We start from the raw sequence: 21,766 nt of genomic DNA on the forward strand, positions 1-21,766 counted from the left end.
CGGGGGAGGTCCGGCCGCAGCGGTCCGCCGGGCCCTCAGGAGACCGGACGGGAGTCGGCCCAGACGCCCTCGAACTCCTCGCGGTAGATCTCGAACAGCCCGTGCTCGGCCTCGGGGGCCTCGCCGGCCCTGATCTGCACGAGTTCCCGCGGCCCGCCGCGCAGGATGAGGACCGGCGCCTCCATGCCGCGGGCCTTGCGCAGGTAGGGCTGGACGACCGCGATGCCGTCCGAGGTGTCGCCGTCCACGAGGTAGGCGGTGAAGCGCGGGGTCTCGTCGAAGACCCGGATCTCGAACGCGGCGGTGTCCCGCAGCCGGGCCCGCACCCGCCGCATGTGCATGATGTTCATCTCCACGGAGCGGCTGAGCTCGCCGCGGCCGAGGCCGAGTTCACGCTCACGGCGGCGGACGGCGCTGCTCGCCGGGTTGAGGAACAGCAGCCGCACCCGGCAGCCGGACTCCGCCAGCCGCACCAGCCGCTTGCCCGAGTAGTTCTGCACGAGCAGGTTGAGGCCGATGCCCACGGCGTCGAGGCGTCGCGCGCCCCCGAACAGGTCCTCGGCGGGCAGCTGCCGCTGCAGCCGCACCCGGTCGGGGTAGACGCCGACGACGTCGGCGTAGCGGTCGGCGACGAGCTCTTCGACGGCGTCCACGGGCAGCCGCTCGGCGGAGGGGTAGCCGGGTCCGGAGCCGAGCATGTCCAGCAGCCGGGCGGCGGCCCGCTCGGCCTGGTCCAGCACGGTGCGGGACAGGGCACGGTTGCGGGAGACGACGTGCCGGGCCACCTCCAGTTCGTCCAGGGCGAGTTCGAGCTCCCGGCGGTCGTCCAGGTACGGCTCGAAGCACGGCCAGTGCTGGACGACGAGTTCGCGCAGCTGCGGCAGCGTCAGGAAGCTGAGGATGTTGTCGTCGGCCGGGTCGAGCAGGAACCCCTTGCGGCGGCTGACCTCGCGTACCGCGGCGGCCCGCTGCACCCACTCGTGGCCGGCCGGGCCGGCGGCCGCGACCACCCACTCGTCGCCGTGCACGGGTTCGTAGATCGGGCGCAGCACGGCGTTGACGACGGCGCGCAGGCGCTGTTCGACGAGGTTGAGCCACACGTACGCCCGTCCGGCGCGCCGGGCGCGGGTACGCACCTCGGACCACTCGTCGGCGCCCCAGTCCAGTTCCGCTCCGATCTCCAACGGCAGTGCGAGGGAGGCGGTGCCGGTGGTTCCCTCGCCGATGCCGCCGCCCGGGTCCCCCTGATCACCACCACCGGGGAGCACCAGACCTCCCGACATCACGACTGCACCCGCCTTCCCGCCCCCGTCCACGATCAAGGAAGGGTACTGCGGGGCGGGAGGCGGTGCAGCCGTAACGACGCTACTTCACCACATGCTTACCGGGTCCGGCGCGCGGCGGGACGCTCAGTGTCCCTGCCCGTTGTTGCCCGAGAGCTCGTCCGGTGTGAGCGGGCTCATGGCCGTCACGTCGCGCGGCGCGAGCTGGAACCCCTGCCAGTGGATCGGCATGGGGCTCTGGTCCTCGTCGCGCGGGATGTGGTGGAACCCGACGTTGACCCACACGACCGGGTGCTTGAGTGCCTCCCCGTCCGCCCACTTGTCCACCGAGGTCCCCCGCCCGTTGCAGGCCGGGTCGCTGTTCCCGCTGGCCAGCTGCTCGCAGGCGCGGTACTGGGTGAAGTACACGTCCTTCGAGGTGTAGGCGTGGGCGTCGTAGTGGTCGGAGTGCTGCTGGACCAGCTCCCAGGAACGCGGGTGCTGGTCGGCGTTCTTGCCGGCCGTGGAGACCACCCGCCACCAGCGGCGCAGCGCGGAGGAGGCGGCCAGCTCCTTGGTGACCGGGGTCCTGGTGGTCTTCAGGACGGCGGAGCCGGAGCCCTGGCCGGCCTTCTTGGTGTCGAACTGCTCGACCTTGGCCTGCGTGGAGCCGTCCAGGCCGAAGTTCAGCCGCCAGAAGACCGAGTGGTAGTGGCTGGTGGAGTGGTCGTGGTCGCCCCGGCCGATGGGCCAGCCGGTGCCCTCTCCGCTGTAGTCGCCGGGCGACAGGTCGCCGGTGGCGCCCATCTTGGCGGTGATGGTGCCGTCGTCGGAGAAGTTCCACTGGGTGACGTACTCGTACCAGCCGAGCTGGGAGACGGAGAAGACCACCAGGTCGCTGCCCTGCTTGGTGTACTTCTTGGAGTCGCCCTGGTCGTCGAGGACGTCGCTGCGGTAGGCGTAGCCGTGCGGGGCGGTGGTGGTGCACAGCGCCTTGACGTTCCGCTGCTGCTGCGGGACGTAGGCGGAGCTGATCGTCCCGCCGGGGCACTCCTCGGGGCCGATGTCGACCGCGGTGTTGCCGAAGCCGATGTCGGACAGGTCGTTGTACTCGGTCAGCCCCGAGTCGTACGGGACGTTGACCTGTGCGAGCGTGGCCGAGGTCAGCACCTTGAGCGGTTGCGGTTCCTTCTTCGGCTTGTACGCGATCTTCTCCAGGACCAGGCCCTTGGTTCCGCTGATGCGCCAGCACATGCTCCAGCCGGTGCCGTTCGGCAGGGTCTTGGTGATGGCGGTGGCGGTGCCGCAGTCCACCGCGGCCGCGGTGCCGGCCCGGGGGGCCGCGCCGGCCTCGCCGGCCGTGGAGCCCGCGAAGAGCGCGGGCAGGAGCAGGAGCGCCGAGGCCGTACCGATGGCCCGGCGCACGTTGGTGGTGCGCATGGTTGCTGGGTCTCCGCTCTTAGTGGATTCGGCCGACGGTGCGATCGCTGAGGTCGACGACCAGATGGGTCGTATCGATCCACGGCCCGTCCTTCACCTGCGTGAACAGCCGTACGCACCGGTGTTGACCACACTTGGCCAAACCGGCCGGGGCGGACTGCTCGGCGGTGTTGAACGAGATGCCGCGCAGCCGCAGCTGGTCGGGCGAGGTGAGCTCCCGGCCCTTGGTGGCGGCCGTGAAGTCGGCGCGGAGGCCGTTGCCGAGGGCGTCCCGGATGAGCAGTTCCGCGGCCTCCCGGGTCTCGTCGTTCGAGGGCGGCGGCTGCATGCCGGTGGCGGTGTCGGTGTGCTCGACGGTGCCGGCGGTGAGGTTGACGGTCTTCTTCACGAGCCGGTCGTGCCCGTAGTCGTAGAAGAGCACCTCGACCCGGCGGGCCCCGTCCGCGGACGCCTCCGTGGCGTCGGCCGGTTCGGCGAGGTCGGTGTCGAGGTACTCCGGTCCGCGCTCCCCGTCCACGTCCTCCGCGCTGCGCAGCGCGTCGCGCTGCAGGGCTATGGACTTCGCCCGGTCGACCTCGGCCTTGGTCAGAGGCCCGCGACCGGTCTGCTGTCCGCCCTGGGGCGCGTCGTCCTCGATCACGCCACCGCTGCCCGCGTCCTGCTGCCCCGGCGCTCCCGACGCGGCGGCGGGGCCGCCCGTCGTGGAGTGGTCGTCGCCGGCGGCGTCACGCGGCAGGGTGACGGCGATCATCACCGTGGTGGCGGCGACGGCGACGCCGCCACCCCACAGGGCGCGCCTGAGACCGCGCCCGACCCCTCCCTTTCGCGGTAAGGAGCGGCTTTCCCCCTGATCTGTCACTTAAATCTCCCCTGTGTCGTACTGTCACTCTTATCGACGGGACCTCGACGGCACAGGTTGCCCCGGGACGGTGGATTCTTGCGGCAGGCAGGGGAATTGGGACACCCGTAACGGGGAAGATCTTGGCGATTCCATGCCCGGAGGGGCCCAATTGCGTGACGATGCCCTTTTCGGCACCGAAGTGGCCGGGGTGCGGCCTACCGGCGCCCGGCGGACAAGTGGAAGAGTCGACGACATGCAGGTCTGGCCGGGTCAGGCATATCCCCTCGGCGCCACGTACGACGGCGCCGGCACCAACTTCGCGGTCTTCTCGGAGACCGCGGAACGGATCGAGCTGTGTCTGCTGCACGACGACGGCTCGGAGACCGCCGTCGAGCTGCGGGAGGCGGACGCCTTCGTCCGCCACGCGTACCTCCCGGGCATCATGCCCGGTCAGCGCTACGGCTTCCGGGTCCACGGCCCCCACGAGCCGACCCGGGGCCACCGCTGCAACTCCGCGAAGCTGCTGCTGGACCCGTACGCGAAGGCGATAAGCGGGACGATCGACTGGGACGAGGCGGTGTACGGCTACCGCTTCGGGGAGCCCGAGTCCCGCAACGACCTGGACTCGGCGCCCCACACCATGACCTCGGTGGTGGTGAACCCGTACTTCGACTGGGCGGAGGACCGCAGCCCCCGCATCGACTACCACCGCACGGTCATCTACGAGGCGCACGTCAGGGGCCTGACGATGCTCCACCCGGAGCTCCCGGAGGAGATCCGCGGCACCTACGCCGCGCTCGCCCACCCCGCGGTGATCTCGCACCTGACGGAGCTGGGCGTCACGACGCTGGAGCTGATGCCGGTCCACCAGTTCGTCCACGACCACCGGCTGGTGGACGCGGGGATGCGCAACTACTGGGGCTACAACACGATCGGTTTCTTCGCCCCGCACAACGCCTACGCCTCGATGGGCGACCGCGGCCAGCAGGTGCTGGAGTTCAAGACGGCGGTGCGCGAGCTGCACCGGGCGGGCATCGAGGTGATCCTCGACGTGGTCTACAACCACACGGCCGAGGGCAGCCACCTGGGGCCGACGCTGTGCTTCCGGGGCATCGACAACGCCTCGTACTACCGGCTGGCCGACGACCCGCGTTACTACACGGACACCACCGGCACCGGGAACTCGCTGCTGATGCGCAGCCCCCACGTCCTGCAGATGATCATGGATTCGCTGCGCTACTGGGTCACCGAGATGCACGTCGACGGCTTCCGCTTCGACCTCGCGGCGACCCTGGCCCGGCAGTTCCACGAGGTGGACCGGCTCTCCTCGTTCTTCGACCTCGTGCAGCAGGACCCGGTGGTCAGCCAGGTGAAGCTGATCGCCGAGCCCTGGGACGTCGGCGAGGGCGGCTACCAGGTGGGCAACTTCCCGCCGCTGTGGACGGAGTGGAACGGCAAGTTCCGCGACACGGTGCGCGACCTGTGGCGCGGCGAACCGGCCACGCTGGCCGAGTTCGGCTCCCGGCTGACCGGTTCCTCCGACCTCTACCAGGACGACGGCCGCCGGCCGCTCGCCTCCATCAACTTCGTGACCTGCCACGACGGCTTCACCCTGCGCGACCTGGTGTCGTACAACGACAAGCACAACGAGGCCAACGGCGAGAACAACCGGGACGGCGAGAGCCACAACCGCTCGTGGAACTGCGGCGCCGAGGGCGAGACCGAGGACGAGGACGTGCTCGCCCTGCGCGAGCGCCAGATGCGCAACTTCATCGCCACCCTGTTGCTCTCCCAGGGCGTGCCGATGCTCGCCCACGGCGACGAGTTCGGCCGCACCCAGCAGGGCAACAACAACGCCTACTGCCAGGACAACGAGCTGGCCTGGGTGCCGTGGCCCAAGGAGGGCGACGCGGACACCGAGCGGCTGCACGACTTCACCCGCCAGATGGTGTGGCTCCGCCGCGACCACCCCGTCTTCCGCCGCCGCCGCTTCTTCCACGGGCGGCCGGTCGAGGGCACGCACGACGAACTCTCGGACATCGCCTGGTTCACCCCTGAGGGTGAGGAGATGGCCCAGGACGACTGGCAGGAGGCCCAGGCCAACGCCCTGGTGGTCTTCCTCAACGGCAGCGCGATCTCCGAGCCCGGCGACCGCGGGGAGCGGATCTGCGACGACTCGTTCCTGCTGATGTTCAACGCCTGGTACGAGCCGCTGGACTTCGTGGTCCCGGTGAACCACGGCAAGGAGTGGCAGGTGGTCGTGGACACCCAGCGGCCGGAGGGCGTGGCCCCCGGCTCGGGGCGCAAGGTGACCCAGGGGGACCGGCTGCGGCTGGCCGACCGCAGCATGGTGGTCCTGCAGCGCCCGGCGTAACCGTGCCGCCCGATGTGATGGGCGTACCGGTCGGCGGGGTAGTCAGTCCTCCATGACAGAAAGCGCCGCGATCCCGCCGACCGCTGTCGTCCCCTCCGTGCCGAGCGCCACCTACCGGCTCCAGCTCCAGCCCGACTTCCCGTTCGCCGCGGCCGAGGCCGTCGTCCCCCATCTGGCGGCGCTCGGCGTCTCCCACCTGCACCTCTCCCCCGTGCTGCAGGCCGTGCCCGGCTCCACGCACGGCTACGACGTCGTCGACCACACCCGGGTGCGCGAGGAGCTCGGCGGCGAGAAGGGGCTGCGCGCGCTGGCGCGCACCGCCCGGGCGCACGGTCTCGGGCTCGTCCTGGACGTGGTGCCCAACCACATGGCCGTGCCGGCGCCCGAGCATCTGGCACGGCCGCTGTGGGAGGTGCTGCGGGACGGGCCGCGGTCCCCGTACGCGCGCTGGTTCGACGTCGACTGGGCGGCGCAGGGCGACCGGCTGCTGCTGCCGGTGCTGGGCGGCCCGCTGGAGGAGGTGCTGCCCGACCTGCGCGTCGAGCGCGACCGCGCCGCCGGGGAGCGGGTGCTGCGCTACCACGACCACGCCTTCCCGCTGCGCCCCGGCACCGAGGGGCTGCCGCTGCGCGCGCTGGTCGACGCCCAGTGGTACCGGCTCGCCTGGTGGCGACAGGCCCGCACCGAGCTGAACTACCGGCGTTTCTTCACCATCTCCGAGCTCATCGCGGTCCGCGTCGAGGACGACGAGGTCTTCGCCGCCACCCACGCCACCTTGCTGCGCCTGCTGGACGAGGGTGTCGCCGACGGCCTGCGCATCGACCACCCGGACGGCCTCGCCGACCCCGCCGGCTACCTGCGGCGGCTGGCGGACGCCTCCGGCGGCCGCTGGACGGTCGTGGAGAAGATCCTCACCGGCGACGAACGGCTGCCGGCCGGCTGGGCCTGCTCCGGCACGACCGGCTACGACGCCCTGGACCGCCTCGACGGGCTGTTCACCGACCCGGCGGGCGTCGAGGAGATCACCGCCTTCTACCGCGGGTTCACCGCCGCCCCCGCCGACGCGGGCGGCGAGTGGCAACCCACCGTACGGGCCGCCGCCGAACGCATCGTCACGCACGACCTGGCCGCGGAGGTGGATCGGCTGACCCGCTCCGCGGTCCGCGCCACCGGGCTGGAGCCCGCCGCACTGCGCGAGGCGATCGAGGCGACGCTCGTCCGGCTGCCGCGCTACCGCCCGTACGTCGTCCCCGGCGAGCCGGCGGACGCGGAGGACACCGCCCTGCTGGAGGCCGCGGCCGGTGCCGCCGGGCACCCGGCGGCCGGGACGGTGTGCGACCTGGCCCTGGGCCGGCACCCGGGCGGCGGCGAGGCCGCCGCGGACTTCGTGGTGCGCTTCGCCCAGGTCTCCTCGGCGCTGCGCGCCAAGTCCGCCGAGGACACCGCCTTCTACCGCTACCACCCCCTGCTCAGCCTCAACGAGGTCGGCCGCGAGCCGGACCGTCCCGCCACCTCGCCCGAGGACTTCCACGCCTTCTGCGAGCGGCTGCGGCGCGAATGGCCGCTCACCGGGACGGTGCGCTCCACCCACGACACCAAGCGCAGCGCCGACGTCCGCGCCCGGCTCGCCGCGCTGAGCGAGCTGCCCGGCGAGTGGGCCGGCTGGCTGGGCGAGGTCTCGGCGGACCTGCGGGAGTACCTGGAGCACCGCGGGGTCCCGCTCCCGGCGCGTCATGCGGAGTACCAGGCCTGGCAGTACGCGGCGGTCTTCTGCGACCCCGGTGCCGCCGAGCCGGTGGCCGCCACCATGCTCAAGTCGGAGCGCGAGGCGGGCCTGCGCACCTCGTGGACCGACCAGCGTCCGGAGTACGAGCAGGAGCTGACCGGCTTCGTCCGCGAACTGGTCGGCGGACCGGCCGCCTTCGCCACCGGGCGCATCGACCGCGCCCTGCGCGGGCCCGAACGCGTCAACGTCCTCGGCGCGCACCTGGCGCACCTGACGATGCCGGGCGTGCCCGACGTCTACCAGGGCGACGAGGAACGGCAGTTGCTGCTCGTCGACCCCGCCAACCGCCGCCCGTACGACCCGGGCACCGCGGAGGGCGACCCGAGCGAGAAGCGGCGGGTGACCGAGTTCGCGCTGCGCCTGCGCCGGGCTCGCCCGCAGTGGTTCACCGGCCCGGAGGCCTCGTACGAGCCGCTGTACGCGCGCGGCCCGGCCGGGGAGCACTGCGTGGCCTTCGTCCGCGGCGGGCGGGCGCTCACGGTCGTCACCCGGCTGTCCCGGCGCCTCGTGGACGCCGGGGGCTGGCGCGGCACGGAGCTGGTGCTGCCGGAGGGGGTCTGGACGGAGGTGCTGACGGGCCGTCCGTTCCAGGCCGTGGTGCCGCTGGCGGAGCTGCTGGACCGGCTGCCCGTGGGCCTGCTGGTGCGCGACGTGGACGAGTGAGGTCCCGGTGGGCGGGAGAGATCCGGTACGGACGGATACGGAGCACGAAAGCCGGTAATGTCCCGCCCATTGAGCGCCGTCGGGGCACCACCCGGCGGCGCGGGGGGAGGGACGTCCATGCTCCGGAAGTGGGTGCCGGCACTCGCCGCCGCACTGCTGGCGAGCGGCTGCGGCGGCGGGTCCGCCCCCGTCCGCACGGCTGCCGCGCAATCAGCGTCGACGGGACCCTCCGTGACCGCTCCGGACAGCACCTCGCCCGTCCCGGAGAGCACCGCGCCGTCGCCGTCCGCCGTGGAGCCGTCCGAGGCGGTGGTCACCGAGGACGGCACGCCGGCCGGCGCCCCCTCCGACGGCGCCGGTCCGTCCGGCGAACCGGACGGGGCGCCGGCGGGCGGCCCCCGGACGACGAGCTGCGGCACCCTGCCCGGCAGCGGCACCTTCACCAACCCGCTGCAGCTCGGCGTCGTCGACGGTCCCGTGGTCGCCGAGGGCTGCGCGCCGCTGACCCCGGGCTCGCCCTTCAACGTCCGGTACTTCTCGTTCACCCTGCCCACCGCGCCCGGCGCGGACGCGTACGCCGGACCGTCGTTCACCCTCACCCAGGACGCGCTGGGGCCGGTGTACCCGGCCGTCGTCCTGCCCGGCGGGTGGGTCCTCAAGCACAGCCTGGGGTCCGGCTACTGGACGGGGACGGAGCCCTGGTTCACCGGCCGGTACCAGCCGATCGCCGACCTGGCGCCGGGCACCTACATCCTGCGCACGGAGAAGCTCGACTCGCCCCTGCACTCGCTGACCACGCCGGCCTACGACGTCGTCGTCGACCCCGGCGGCACGGTTGGCTAGTCACTGACGGACCGTCAACCGCCGTGCGGCACGCCGTTGCTGCCCCCGCGGCGCACGACCGGGCGCACTGTACGGTATGCGGCATGTATACCGATATTCCCTTCATCCCGCGTCTCGCCGGGGTGCACCACGTCACGCTGCCCGTCGGCGATCCGGCCCGGTCGGAGGCGTGGTACGAGCGGGTGCTGGGCCACCACCGGATCGCGGAGTTCACGGAGGGCGGCGCCTTCGCCGGCATCGCCATGGCCCACCCCGGCGGCGGACCCGTGCTGTGCCTGCGCCACGACCCCGCCCTCGCCGCCGCCTCCGCGGGCTTCGCGTGGTTCTCCCTGGGCGTCCCCGACCTCCCCGCGCTGGAGGCGCTGGCCGCCCGTCTGGACGCGCTCGGCGAACCGCGCGGCGCCGTCGTCCGCACCGCCCGCGGCTGGCTCCTCGCGCAGCTGCGCGACCCGGACGGCCACGAGTTGCGCTTCGCGACCGCCGACGAAGGGCCGCCGCCGTGCCGCGGGCAGGTCCTGCGCCTCGCGGGCGGCCGCGAGCCGGTGCTCCGGTCCCGCACCGCCTGAGCGACGCGGGCCGGACTGTCGGACCCCGCTGTTAGCGTCCTGCCATGGACGCCTCGGAAGCCCTGCTCATCCGCATCGAGAACGACCCGGTCGCGGCACAGCACCTCGCCTGGCCCGGTGACTTCGACATCACCCGCCGCGACCCGGTCGAGGACGTGCGCCTGCCCTCCGGCCTCGTGATGCGCCCCATAGCCGGCGACGGCGCCGGCGGCACGTTCTTCCTCTGCGGTGAGCCCGGCGACGCCGAGCGGCCCGTGGTGTACGCGGACTCCGAGGGGCAGGCGGCGCTGATCGGCGCGGACCTGGCGGAGGCGGTCGAGCTGATCGTGTCCTGCCCGATGTGGTGGCGGGACGTGGACTCGGGACTCCCCCGGGAGGAGCTGGAGTCCGAGGTGCGCGAGGACCACCCGGACCTGGACCGGCAGCGCGAAGAGGTGGCTGCGGCCCTCGGGCTGACGCTCCCTCCGGTCGAGGAGGTCGTCGCCCGGCTGCAGGCGACGGCTGCGCGCACGGCGCCGGACTTCCTGCCGTATGTGGACGACGACGATCACGAGCCGTACGAGCCGCTGTTCCGGCCCTGAGGCCCAAAGGCCCGGCGCGGCCTCAGGCGGTGGTGAGGCGGAAGCTCATCGCGCCGAAGGTGACCTGGTCGCCCGGGCGGACGGCGGCGGCACCCATGACGCGGTGGCCGTTGACCCAGGTGCCGTTCATCGAACCGAGGTCGCGCAGGACCCACAGCCCGCCCTCGTGGCTGAGCTCGGCGTGGAAACGGGACGTCGAGGAGTGGCTGAGCCGGAAGGTGCACGACAGGTCCCGGCCGATCCGCACCGGGAAGGGGCCGGGGGCGGGCAGCAGCAGGGGCGGCAGCTGCTGGACGGCCCAGGCCTGCCGCATGCGGGCGCGGAAGGCCGACGTCTTGGTGACGGCGCGGACGATCGAACCGGTCAGCCGGGCCCAACGCCCCTGTCCGGGCGGCAGGTCGGCGACGAGGGCGGCCAACTCGTCGGAGTGGCGGGCCGTGAGCGCGAGTCCCATGCGGCGCACGAAGGTGTCGTGCGACAGCCGCCCGTCGACGGCCCCCTCGCGGAGTACCTCGATGGCGCGCTCGCGTTCGGCGTCCGTGGGACGCGCCGGGTGCGTGGGGAACTCATAGCTCACCTGCGTGATTGTCGGGCCGCGGAGGCCGGGGTGTCCAGAAGGTGCGGCCCGTGCGGCGCCGCCCTTAATTGCGTGGACGCCGCGGAGGCCGGATGGCTACGGTGGGCGCACGCCCTTGACCGAGGAAGGAGGCGGAAGCCATGTGCCTGTTCACCGTTCCGCGCTCCCGCCCCGTTGTCCGCAGGGCGTACTCCGTCTGACCGGGAGCGCTCCGCTCTTCCGTGAGGACTTCTCCTTCATGACCGATCTGGTCTTCCGCCCGCTCGTCGCGGGCGAATCGCATCTCTTCCACTCCCTGACCCCCGAGGACCACGGCCTGGTCGGCCGGTCCCTGATGGGTCACTCCTACGTCATGACCGACGAGGGCGGCGAGTACCGCCCCGACTGGACGTGGGTGGCCCTGCGCGACGGCGTCGTGGTCGCCCGCGCGGCCTGGTGGGCCGCTCCGGCCGACGACAAGCCGATAGCGCTCGACTGGTTCGACTTCACCGACGCCGACGCGGCCGTGCAGCTGCTGCGGACGGCGCCGCTCAAGGCCGAGTACGAGCTGGTGCTGCCGCCCGGCTGGCGGGAGCGGCGCGAGGTCCGCGAGGCCGCCCAGTCCCGCATCGACGCGGCGATCGTCTCCGGCATGGAGCTGCTCGTCGAACGCTACCGCTACGTCTGGACCCCCGAGTGCGGGCTGCCCGAGCGCACCGGACGGCTCGAGTACCGGCCGGAGCCGGACGACGCCGTGATCCTGGACGTACTGAGGCGCATCGGGGTCGGCAGCCTCGACGCGCACACCCGCCGCATGGTGCGGCTGCACGGCCCGGACGCGGCCGCCCGCGAGGAGCTGGAGTTCCTCAACTGGCTGCAGTCGCCCCGCGAGTGGTGGCGCCTTGCGTACACCCCGCAGGGCGAGCTCGCCGGCATCCAGGTGCCGGGGCGCAACCCGGGTGCGTTCTGCGTCGGCTTCATCGGTGTCCTGCCGGAGCAGCGCGGCCACGGCTACGCCTACGACCTGCTGGTCGAGTGCACGCACGACCTGGCCGGACACGGCGCCGAGCGGATCGCCGCCGCCACCGACCAGGGCAACGCGCCGATGGCGGCGCACTTCGCCAAGGCGGGTTATCCGGTCGCCGGGGAGCGCGTCAACCTGGTGTGACCCCCGGACGGCGGGCAGCATGGTGCCCATGCGCTTCGACGTGTGGGCACCGGACGCCGGTGAGGTGGAGGTACGGGTCGACGGCCGGGCTCACGACATGGAGCGCGACCCCGAACGGCGCGGCTGGTGGTACGCGGACGTGCCCGCCGGGCACGGCAGCCGCTACGCCTTCGCGCTGGACGGGGGCCCGCCGCGGCCCGACCCCCGCTCCCGGCGGCAGCCGGACGGGCCGGAGGGCCCGAGCGCGGTCGTCGACCACGACCGCTTCGCCTGGGCCCATGAGTGGGCGGGCCGCCCGCTGCCCGGCGCGGTCCTCTACGAGCTGCACGTCGGCACCTTCACCACCGACGGCACCTTCGACGCGGCGGTCGAACACCTGCCGTACCTGGCCGGGTTGGGGATCACCCACATCGAGCTGATGCCGCTCTGCCCGTTCCCCGGCACGCACGGCTGGGGGTACGAGGGCGTGTCGCTGTGGGCCGTGCACGAGCCCTACGGCGGCCCCGAGGGGCTCAAGCGCTTCGTGGACGCCGCGCACGGCCACGGGCTCGGGGTGGTGCTGGACGTCGTCCACAACCACCTCGGCCCCTCGGGCAACCACCTGCCCGCCTTCGGCCCGTACTTCACCGACCGCCACCACACCCCGTGGGGCGACGCCGTCAACCTCGACGCCCCCGGCTCCGACGAGGTGCGCGACTTCCTGGTCGGCAGCGCCCTGTCCTGGCTGCGCGACTACCGCCTCGACGGACTGCGGCTCGACGCCGTCCACGCCCTCGTCGACACCCGCGCGGTGCACCTGCTCGAGGAGCTCTCCACCGCCGTCGACGCCCTGTCGGCCGCGGTCGGCCGCCCGCTCTTCCTGATCGCCGAGTCCGACCGCAACGACCCGCGCACCACCGACCCGCGCGAGGCCGGCGGCCTGGGTGTGCACGCCCAGTGGAACGACGACTTCCACCACGCCCTGCACACCGCCGTCACCGGCGAGGCCCAGGCGTACTACGCGGACTTCGCCGTCTCCCCGGTGACCGCCGTGGCCAAGGCACTGCGCCGGGTCTTCTTCCACGACGGCACCCACTCGAACTTCCGCGGCCGCGTCCACGGCCGCCCCGTCGACCTGACGACCACCCCGGGCCACCGCTTCCTCGCCTACACCCAGACCCACGACCAGATCGGCAACCGCGCCACCGGTGACCGCCTCGGCGCGAGCGTCCCCGCGGGGCTGCTCGCCGCGGCCGCCGCGCTCGTCCTCACCTCCCCGTACACGCCGATGCTCTTCATGGGCGAGGAGTGGGGCGCCCGCACGCCCTGGCAGTTCTTCACCGACCACGACGACCCCGAGCTCGCCGCCGCCATCACCCGGGGCCGCCGCCGCGAGTTCGCCGAGCACGGCTGGAAGGCCGAGGACATCCCCGACCCCCAGGACCCGGCGACCCGGCTGCGCTCCTGCCTGGACTGGTCCGAACCCGCCCGGGAGCCGCACGCGGAACTGCTGGCCTGGTACCGGCGGCTCATCGCGCTGCGCCACGCCGAGCCCGAGCTGACCGACCCGGCCCTGGACGCCGTCCACGTCACCGCGGGCGAGCACACCCTGCGGCTGGATCGCGGACGCTTCCGGATCGCCGTCAACTTCTCCCCCGAGGAGGCGCTGGTCCCCCTCCACCACCCCGGCCGCGCCGACCCGCCGGGCTACGTCCCGGTCGCCGCCTGGCGTCCCGGACCACCGCCCGCCGACACCGGCTGCCTCCACCTGCCCGGCCACTCGGTCGCCGTGCTCCGTGAGCGCTGATTACCCTGATCGGGTGACGACCGACGACGAGCCCCGCGCGATCTGCGTCCACTGCGGCGACCCGACCGAGTACCCCGACTCTCAGCCGGGCCCGACCCTCTGCCCGGTCTGCGCCTGGCACGAGGCCCAGCGCACGGCCTGCAGCGGCTGAGCCGCGCGGCCCGGTGGGGTCAGTCCTCCAGCAGCAGCTTGCGGGCGACCTCGACGTCGAAGGACGCGGGCGGGCACACCGGGTCTATCAGGTCGAGGTGCTCCATCAGCAGCCGCCCGACGGCCCAGTTCCGGTACCACTTGCGGTCGGCGGGGACGACGTACCAGGGCGCGGCCTCCGTGGAGCAGCGGCCGAGCACGTCCTCGTACGCCTCCTGGTACGAGGGCCACATCGCCCGGTCCTCCAGGTCGCCGGGGCGGAACTTCCAGTGCTTGCAGGGGTCGTCCAGCCGGTCCAGCAGGCGGGTGCGCTGCTCGTCGCGGCTGATGTGCAGGAAGACCTTGACGACGCTGACGCCGTCGTCGGCGAGCGAGGCCTCGAAGGAGTTGATGGTCTCGCAGCGCTCCTCCCACACCGAGCGCGGTGCCCGGCCCCTGACCCGCGGCACGAGGACGTCCTCGTAGTGGGAGCGGTCGAAGACGCCTATCCGCCCGCGACCGGGCAGGGCCCGCTCGACGCGCCACAGGAAGTGGTGGGCCTGTTCCTCCGCCGTCGGGGCCTTGAAGGCGGTGATCCGGCACCCCGCGGGGTCGAGCAGGCTCGCGAGGTGCCGCACCGAGCCGCCCTTGCCCGAGGTGTCCATGCCCTGGAGGACGACGAGGACCGAACGCGGGTCGCCCGCCGTGCTCTGCGCGAAGAGCCGCTCCTGCAGCGCCGTGATCCGGTCCCGTGCGTACGGCACGCACGCCAGCGCCTCGGCCTTGCCCGCCGGACCGCCCGGCGTGGCGCGCGGGTCGTACGACCGCAGCCGCACGGGGCCGCCGCCCGACGGGACCCGCAGCTTCGCGCGCAGCCCGGGCCTGGTTCCGGATGCGGTGTCCGGGCTCCGCTTCGTCACCGCGCCTCCCTCCGGGGGACCCTCCCCGCTCCCCGCGGGCTCCGGTCCGGTGATCCGAGGGTGCGCCGGATCCCCCGGCGCCGCCAACGCGGCCGGGGGCCACGGGTGTCACGGGTGTCACGGCCCGGGCGCCGCGCGCACCGCAGGGGGCTCAGGCCTCCGGGGTGGCGAGGCGCTTGGCGTCGCGGGCGAGGGCGGTGAGGCGGGAGATGGCCCGGAAGTACTTCTTGCGGTAGCCGCCGGCGAGCATCTCCTCGCTGAAGATGCCGTCGAAGGGCCGGCCTGAGGCCATGACGGGGACCTCGCGGTCGTAGAGCCGGTCGGCCAGGACGACCAGGCGCAGCGCGGTGGCCTGGTCCTCCACGGGGTGGACGCCGCGCAGGAAGACCGCCTCGACGCCGTCGCAGAGCGCGCCGTAGCGGCTGGGGTGGACCCGGGCGAGGTGGGCGAGGAGGGCGCCGAAGTCGTCAAGGGAGGCGCCCGGGGTGCGGCCCGCGGCAGCGGTGACCTGCTCGTCTGTGTACGGCGCGGGGGCTTGCGGGAGGCCGCGGTGGCGGTAGTCCTCGCCGTCGATGCGCAGCGACCGGAAGCGGGCGGACAGGCCCTGGATCTCGCGCATGAAGTCGGCGGCCGCGAACCGGCCCTCGCCGAGCTTGCCGGGCAGGGTGTTGGAGGTCGCGGCCAGCTTCACCCCGGCGTCGGCCAGCTTGCCCAGCAGGGTCGAGACGAGCACGGTGTCGCCGGGGTCGTCGAGTTCGAACTCGTCGATGCAGACCACCCGGTGCCCGCTGAGCGCCTGCACGGCCTGCTGGAAGCCGAGGGCGCCGACGAGGTTGGTCAGCTCCACGAAGGTGCCGAAGGCCTTCTGCTCGCGCGGCGCGGGCGTGGCGTGCCACAGCGAGGCGAGCAGGTGGGTCTTGCCCACGCCGTAGCCCCCGTCGAGGTAGACCCCGCCGGGGCCGGCCGGGGCGGCGGGGGCGGCCTGACGCCGGAACCAGCGCTTGCGCCCGCCGTCGGCGGGGGCGCCCAGCCCCTCCGCGAAGGCCCGCAGCGTGCCGACGGCCTCGGCCTGGCTCGGCTGCTTCGGGTCCGGGAGGTAGGTGTCGAACCGTACGGAGTCGAAGCGCGGCGGCGGCACCATCTCGGCCACCAGCCGGTCCACCGGGACGTGCGGCTCACGTCCGCTCAGCGAGACGGGCGGCGTCCCGCCGGGTATCGGGCTGGTTTCTTGCGCGGCGGCGAAGGACGAGGACACAGCACTCCAGCCTAGTGCCTCGCCGGTGGTCCCCTCGCCGCCGTGTGGCCGACCCCACTGCGTGGAGGGCGTGGAAGACTGCAGCCATGCGCCGCCTCTTCCCCGCCCCCGCGACCGCTGCCGCACCGGCACCCGCCGAGACCCTGGACACGCCGGAGGCGCTGGCCGACGCCTACGCGTACCCGGAACCCGCGGGCGGGGCGCCCTGGCTGCGCGCGAACATGGTGTCGTCGCTGGACGGAGCGGCCCGGCACGACGGGCGCTCCCAGCCGCTGTCCTCGGACGCCGACATGCGGGTGTTCGGGGTGCTGCGGGCCCTGGCCGACGTGGTGGTCGTCGGCGCGGAGACGGTGCGGCAGGAGGGCTACCGCCCGGCGCGCGCCCGGGAGGCCTTCGCGGACCGCAGGGCCGCGGCGGGGCAGGGCCCGGCCGCCGCGATCGCCGTGGTGAGCGCCCGGCTCGACCTGGACTTCTCGCTGCCCCTGTTCACCGAGCCGCTGGTGCCGACCCTCCTGCTGACCGGCGAGGACGCCCCGGCCGACCGGGTCGCGGCGGCCGAGAAGGCGGGGGCGCGGGTCGTCCGGGCCGGCTCGGGCACGGGCGTGGAGCCGGCGCGCGTGGTGCGCGAACTGGCCGCGCTGGGGCTGCGCCGGATGCTGACCGAGGGCGGGCCGCGGCTGCTCGCCCAGTTCGCCGCGGCCGGGGTGGTCGACGAGCTGTGCCTGACGATCGCCCCGCTGCTGACCGCCGGTGACGCCATGCGCATCATGAACGGGCCCGGCATCACCGACCCCGTCCGTTACACCCCGGTGTCGATCCTGGAGGAGGACGGCTTCCTGTTCACCCGCTACGTACGCGGCTGACCGGCCCCCCGGTGCGACCGGGACCGGCCACCGGCCGCCCGCGCCACCGGCCTCACCCGGATGGCGCCGATTGCCCGCCCCGCACTTGTCCGCGTGCCACGGCCCGGGAACGGATGTCCCCGCGTGCCCCGCGCCCGGACGGGGCAGGATGGTTTCCGTGGCAGGCCCGACGGCCCGCGAGAGAGAAGGACGCGTCCGTGTTCACGACCGTACTCATGATCGAGCAGCCGCTCGTCCCCGCCGATGTGGAACTGGTCACCACGCTCCACGGTGACGAGCCCGTCTCCTTCGTCGTCCTGATGCAGCCACGGGGCGACCAGGACCGGCTGCTGCGGGCCATCGACGACGTCGCCCTCGGCGAACTCGACAAAGCCGTCCACGAGCGCGAGCGCCCGGAGGGCGACAAGGCCCTGATGCCCGCCGAGCGCGCGCTGAGCCACAGCCTGACCGCCCTGCGCGAGGCGGGCTGCGAGGCGGTGGGCGAGGTGGTCGAGCGGCACCCCATCGAGCTGATGAAGTCGGTGGTCGAGCAGACCCACGCCGACGAGGTGATCGTGCTGACCGCCCCGCACCTGGTGGAGGAGTTCTTCCACCGTGACTGGACCTCCCGGGCCCGGCACAAGGTCGGCGTGCCGGTGCTGAAGCTGTTCGCCCACAACGCGGAGGACTGAGCGGACGCCGTGTCCCCGACTGGTGGAAGAATCGGGGACGGCCGACGACCGACCTCGTGAGTTCCAGGGAGCACCTCGCATGAGCCCCACCCTTCCCCCCGGTATGGACCGACCGCACTTCATCGGGATCGGCGGGGCCGGGATGTCGGGCATCGCGAAGATCCTGACCCAGCGCGGCGCCGCCGTCGCGGGCAGCGACGCGAAGGACTCCGACACGGCCGAGGCGCTGCGCGAGCTGGGCGCGACCGTCCACATCGGTCACGCGGCCGCGCACCTCGCGCAGGACGCGACCTGCGTGGTCGTCTCCAGCGCCATCCGTGAGGACAACCCGGAGCTGGTGGCGGCCCGCGAGCGTGGCATCCCGGTGGTGCACCGCTCGGACGCGCTGGCGGCGCTGATGGGGGGCTCGCGCCCGATCGCGGTGGCCGGCACGCACGGCAAGACGACCACCACCTCCATGCTCGCGGTGAGCCTGTCCGCGCTGGGCCTGGACCCGTCGTACGCCATCGGCGGCGACCTGGACGCCCCGGGCTCCAACGCCCACCACGGCACCGGCGAGATCTTCGTGGCGGAGGCGGACGAGAGCGACCGCAGCTTCCAGAAGTACGACCCCGAGGTGGCGATCGTGCTCAACGTGGAGCTCGACCACCACGCGAACTACGCGTCGATGGACGAGATCCACGAGTCGTTCGAGGTCTTCGTCGGCAAGATCGTCCCCGGTGGCACCCTGGTCGTCGGCGAGCACTCCGGCGCGCGGGAGCTGGCCGCCCGGGTGGCGGGCCGCGAGGGGCTGACCGTCGTGCGCGTCGGCGAGGACGAGCAGGCCGACGTGCGGATCCTGCGGGTCACCCCGCACGGGATGTCCAGCGAGGTCACCGTCCGCCTGGACGGCGAGGAGCACACCTTCACCGTCTCCGTGCCCGGCCGGCACTACGCCCACAACGCGGTCGCCGCCCTCGCCGCGGGCGTCGCGCTGGGCGTCCCGGCGGAGGACCTGGCCAAGGCGCTCGGCACCTACACCGGGGTGAAGCGCCGGCTGCAGCTGAAGGGCACCGCCGCCGGCGTCCAGGTCATCGACTCCTACGCGCACCACCCGACCGAGATGACCGCGGACCTGCAGGCCCTGCGCGAGGCGGCGGACGACCGGCGCATCGTCGTGGTCTTCCAGCCGCACCTGTTCAGCCGCACCCAGGAGCTGGGCCGCGAGATGGGCCAGGCCCTCGCGCTCGCCGACGCCTCGGTGGTGCTGGACATCTACCCGGCCCGCGAGGACCCGATCCCCGGCATCACCAGCGACCTGATCATCGACGCGGCCGTCGCGGCGGGCGCCGACGTCACCGCGGAACACGACAAGGACGCGGTCCCCGAGGTCGTCGCCGGAATGGCCAAGCCCGGTGACCTTGTTCTCACCATGGGCGCGGGCGACGTGACCGATCTCGGTCCGCGCATCCTCGCGCGCCTGGAGAACTGAGGAGAGGGAGGACCATGGCGTACGAAGTCGACAAGTCCGAGGAGCAGTGGCGTCAGGAGCTGACGCCGCAGGAGTACGCGGTCCTGCGCCAGGCGGGCACGGAGCGTCCCTTCGTGGGTGAGTACACCGACACCAAGACCCGCGGCGTCTACTCGTGCCGCGCCTGCGGCGCCGAACTGTTCACCTCGGACACCAAGTTCGAGTCGCACTGCGGCTGGCCGTCCTTCTACGACCCGAAGGACAGCAAGGCCGTCGAGCTGATCGAGGACCGCTCGATGGGCATGGTCCGCACCGAGGTCCGCTGCACCCGCTGCGGCTCGCACCTGGGCCACGTCTTCGAGGGCGAGGGCTACGACACCCCGACGGACCAGCGGTACTGCATCAACTCGATCTCGCTGCGGCTGGCCCCCGTGGAGGACTGATCACGAAATCCGACGGCTAGGCCCCTCGCGTGGGCCGACGCGCCACGCGGGGCGCGTCCGTCGACTCCCCGCCCACCGGCTGGCAACGTGGCCCGGCATGGAACACCACGTACGGGCCAGGTTGCTGCTGGCCAGCGCCACCATGCTCTTCGTCGAACTGGCGCTGATCCGGTGGGCGGGCGCGAACGTCGTCCATCTGAGCTACTTCTCCAACTTCATCCTGCTCGGCTCGTTCCTGGGGATCGGGCTGGGCTTCCTGATCGCGGCGGAACGCGGCCAGTGGCTCAAGCGGTGGGCGCCGCTGCCGCTGGCCGTGCTCGTGGTGCTGGTGCGGGAGTTCCCGGTCCAGGTGCGGCAGAGCAGCGGCGACATCATCTACTTCACGGCGGTGAAGACCACCGGGCTGCCGCAGTGGGTGACGCTGCCCGTGCTCTTCCTGCTGGTGGCGTTCGCGATGATGGCGATCGGCAAGATCACCGCCGATCTGTTCCGGCAACTGCCGTCGCTGGAGGCGTACCGGTGGGACCTGCTCGGTTCGCTGACCGGTTCGGTGGCCTTCGCGGGGGTGTCCTGGCTGCGCGCGCCCTCCCTGGTGTGGGGGCTGATCGCCGCTGCGGCGCTGCTGGTCCTCGGCGGCCGGCGGAACACGCTGCGGTACGCGCTGCCGCTGGCGGCGATGGTCCTGGCGCTGCTCTTCGAGTCGCTGGCGCCGGGGGTGTCCTGGTCGCCGTACTACAAGATCGAGCTGACCCGCCCGGAGCCGGGCACCAGTTCTCGGACGTACAAGATCGCCGCCAACGGCGTGCCGCACCAGAGCATCGCGCCGCTGAAGGTGCTGCAGCAGCCCAACTCGCCGTACGAGCAGGCCTACCGGGAGACCCCGGACAATCCGCACCGCAAGGTGCTGGTGATCGGCGCGGGCAACGGCAACGACGTGGCCGTCGCGCTGGCCAACGGCGCGCAGTACGTGGACGCCGTCGAGATCGACCCGCGGCTGCAGGAGATCGGGGCGCAGCTGCACCCCGCGCGGCCGTACGAGAACCCGCGGGTGCACGTCCACATCAACGACGGGCGGGCCTTCCTGGAGCGGACGAAGACGAAGTACGACCTCGTCGTGCTGGCTCTGCCCGACTCGCTGACGCTGGTGTCGGGGGCGAGCAACCTGCGGCTGGAAAGCTACCTCTTCACCCAGCAGGCCTTCGAGTCGGCGCGTGACCACCTCGCGCCCGGCGGCGCGTTCGCGATGTACAACTACTACCGGCAGAACTGGCTGATCGACCGCTTCGCGGGCAGCCTGGACCAGGTCTTCGGGCACGCCCCGTGCATGACGGAGTACAGCAAGCGCGCCGCGGTCCTCGTGGCCGGGCTGACGCCGGCCGACCAGACCTGCGGGACGGTCTGGCGGCCCAGCGGGGCGGTGCCGCCGCCCGCGGACGACGACCACCCGTTCCCCTACCTCCTGCACCGCACGGTGCCGAGCCTCTACCTCGGCGCGCTCGGCCTGATCCTGCTGGTCACCGTGATCTCGGTGCGGCTGGCCGGGGTGCGGCTGCGCGGGACGCTGCGCTACGCCGACATGTTCCTGATGGGCGCGGCCTTCCTGCTGCTGGAGACGAAGAACGTCATCGGCTTCGCCCTGTACTTCGGCACCACCTGGCTGGTGAACGCGCTCGTCTTCATCGGGGTGCTGCTGGCGGTGCTGGCCGCCGTCGAGGTGCGGCGCCGCATGCGCCGGCTCAACCAGACGACACTGCAGATCCTGCTCTTCGTCACGCTCGCCGTCGGCTGGCTGGTCCCGGCGCAGGCCGTGCTGTCGCTGCCCTTCGCGGCACGGCTGGCGGCGGCCGTCGCGCTCGCCTTCGCGCCGATCTTCTGCGCCAACCTGATCTTCTCCGACCGCCTCGCCCAGGCACCGGACCCGACCGCCGCCTTCGGCGCCAACCTCCTGGGCGCGCTGACCGGCGGCACCCTGGAGTACCTCGCGCTGCTCACCGGCTACCGCGCGCTGCTGATCCTGGTGGCCGTGCTGTACGCCGGGGCCTGCGTCGCGATGCGGCTGTCCGGCGGCGGTGGCCCCGCCGGCGGCGACGGCGCGGGGCAGGGCCGGCAGGACGCCACGGCGCACGGAAACCGGCTGGTGCGCGAGGGGCCCGCGGCAGCACCATGACG

General features: G+C 73.1%; 19 protein-coding genes. 13 read left to right on the plus strand and 6 right to left on the minus strand.

Annotation, left to right across the window (positions count from 1 at the left end; all coding sequences use genetic code 11):
* Positions 1-35: 35 nt before the first annotated feature.
* From OG937_13260 to OG937_13270, 3 genes are all read right to left on the minus strand, one after another.
* Positions 36-1,283, minus strand: coding sequence for an SAV2148 family HEPN domain-containing protein (locus tag OG937_13260; GenBank protein WUD72586.1), 1,248 nt, complete (start codon positions 1,281-1,283; stop codon positions 36-38).
* A 126-nt stretch (positions 1,284-1,409) separates the two neighbouring features.
* On the minus strand, positions 1,410-2,702 hold the full coding sequence (locus tag OG937_13265; protein ID WUD72587.1) for a copper amine oxidase: 1,293 nt from the start codon (positions 2,700-2,702) through the stop codon (positions 1,410-1,412).
* A gap of 19 nt (positions 2,703-2,721) precedes the next feature.
* Positions 2,722-3,453: a Tat pathway signal sequence domain protein gene (locus tag OG937_13270; GenBank protein WUD72588.1), complete on the minus strand. Its 732-nt coding sequence runs from the start codon at positions 3,451-3,453 to the stop codon at positions 2,722-2,724.
* A gap of 343 nt (positions 3,454-3,796) precedes the next feature.
* On the opposite strand from OG937_13270, the gene glgX reads away from it, so the two are divergent.
* The 5 genes from glgX to OG937_13295 all read left to right on the plus strand — a co-directional run bounded on the left by glgX (position 3,797) and on the right by OG937_13295 (position 10,356).
* Positions 3,797-5,917 carry a glycogen debranching protein GlgX gene (gene glgX, locus OG937_13275; protein ID WUD72589.1) on the plus strand — a complete coding sequence of 707 codons (2,121 nt, stop codon included), beginning with the start codon at positions 3,797-3,799 and terminating at the stop codon, positions 5,915-5,917.
* A gap of 52 nt (positions 5,918-5,969) precedes the next feature.
* On the plus strand, positions 5,970-8,366 hold the full coding sequence (treY, locus tag OG937_13280) for a malto-oligosyltrehalose synthase (protein ID WUD72590.1): 2,397 nt from the start codon (positions 5,970-5,972) through the stop codon (positions 8,364-8,366).
* 117 nt (positions 8,367-8,483) lie between these two features.
* Positions 8,484-9,209 (plus strand): hypothetical protein, encoded by a 726-nt coding sequence (locus OG937_13285; GenBank protein WUD72591.1) that lies wholly within the window; start codon positions 8,484-8,486, stop codon positions 9,207-9,209.
* Positions 9,210-9,292: 83 nt separating this feature from the next.
* Positions 9,293-9,775, plus strand: a complete 483-nt coding sequence (locus OG937_13290) for a VOC family protein (protein WUD72592.1) — start codon at positions 9,293-9,295, stop codon at positions 9,773-9,775.
* A 44-nt stretch (positions 9,776-9,819) separates the two neighbouring features.
* A complete protein-coding gene (locus tag OG937_13295; GenBank protein ID WUD72593.1) occupies positions 9,820-10,356 on the plus strand; it encodes a hypothetical protein in 537 nt (178 codons plus the stop codon).
* A gap of 22 nt (positions 10,357-10,378) precedes the next feature.
* On the opposite strand, the gene OG937_13300 is transcribed toward OG937_13295, so the two are convergent.
* The gene (locus tag OG937_13300; GenBank protein ID WUD72594.1) at positions 10,379-10,933 is read right to left on the minus strand and encodes an FHA domain-containing protein; all 555 of its coding nucleotides are present in this window, start codon (positions 10,931-10,933) and stop codon (positions 10,379-10,381) included.
* 238 nt (positions 10,934-11,171) lie between these two features.
* Here OG937_13300 and OG937_13305 point away from each other — a divergent pair, with 238 nt between their 5' ends.
* Genes OG937_13305 through OG937_13315 form a run of 3 tightly spaced genes read left to right on the plus strand, consistent with a single transcriptional unit; the run spans position 11,172 to position 14,017 of the window.
* Positions 11,172-12,080, plus strand: coding sequence for a GNAT family N-acetyltransferase (locus OG937_13305; GenBank protein WUD72595.1), 909 nt, complete (start codon positions 11,172-11,174; stop codon positions 12,078-12,080).
* 28 nt (positions 12,081-12,108) lie between these two features.
* Complete coding sequence (gene treZ / locus OG937_13310; protein WUD72596.1) at positions 12,109-13,866, plus strand: malto-oligosyltrehalose trehalohydrolase; 1,758 nt, start codon at positions 12,109-12,111, stop codon at positions 13,864-13,866.
* Between the two features lie 13 nt (positions 13,867-13,879).
* Positions 13,880-14,017, plus strand: coding sequence for a hypothetical protein (locus OG937_13315; GenBank protein ID WUD79094.1), 138 nt, complete (start codon positions 13,880-13,882; stop codon positions 14,015-14,017).
* A gap of 19 nt (positions 14,018-14,036) precedes the next feature.
* Here OG937_13315 and OG937_13320 read toward each other — a convergent pair whose 3' ends face one another.
* Positions 14,037-14,915 carry a polyphosphate kinase 2 family protein gene (locus tag OG937_13320; GenBank protein WUD72597.1) on the minus strand — a complete coding sequence of 293 codons (879 nt, stop codon included), beginning with the start codon at positions 14,913-14,915 and terminating at the stop codon, positions 14,037-14,039.
* Between the two features lie 151 nt (positions 14,916-15,066).
* Complete coding sequence (gene zapE / locus OG937_13325; protein WUD72598.1) at positions 15,067-16,170, minus strand: cell division protein ZapE; 1,104 nt, start codon at positions 16,168-16,170, stop codon at positions 15,067-15,069.
* A gap of 86 nt (positions 16,171-16,256) precedes the next feature.
* Between zapE and OG937_13330 the strand changes: the two genes are divergently transcribed.
* From OG937_13330 to OG937_13350, 5 genes are all read left to right on the plus strand, one after another.
* Positions 16,257-17,033 carry a pyrimidine reductase family protein gene (locus OG937_13330; protein WUD72599.1) on the plus strand — a complete coding sequence of 259 codons (777 nt, stop codon included), beginning with the start codon at positions 16,257-16,259 and terminating at the stop codon, positions 17,031-17,033.
* A 197-nt stretch (positions 17,034-17,230) separates the two neighbouring features.
* Positions 17,231-17,704: an indole-3-glycerol phosphate synthase gene (locus OG937_13335; protein WUD72600.1), complete on the plus strand. Its 474-nt coding sequence runs from the start codon at positions 17,231-17,233 to the stop codon at positions 17,702-17,704.
* Positions 17,705-17,783: 79 nt separating this feature from the next.
* Positions 17,784-19,175, plus strand: coding sequence for a UDP-N-acetylmuramate--L-alanine ligase (murC, locus tag OG937_13340; protein WUD72601.1), 1,392 nt, complete (start codon positions 17,784-17,786; stop codon positions 19,173-19,175).
* Positions 19,176-19,189: 14 nt separating this feature from the next.
* A complete protein-coding gene (msrB, locus tag OG937_13345; GenBank protein ID WUD72602.1) occupies positions 19,190-19,597 on the plus strand; it encodes a peptide-methionine (R)-S-oxide reductase MsrB in 408 nt (135 codons plus the stop codon).
* 97 nt (positions 19,598-19,694) lie between these two features.
* Positions 19,695-21,764: a spermidine synthase gene (locus OG937_13350; protein WUD72603.1), complete on the plus strand. Its 2,070-nt coding sequence runs from the start codon at positions 19,695-19,697 to the stop codon at positions 21,762-21,764.
* Positions 21,765-21,766: the final 2 nt, after the last annotated feature.

It is taken from the genome of Streptomyces sp. NBC_00510 (genome assembly GCA_036013505.1).
Classification (GTDB): domain Bacteria; phylum Actinomycetota; class Actinomycetes; order Streptomycetales; family Streptomycetaceae; genus Actinacidiphila.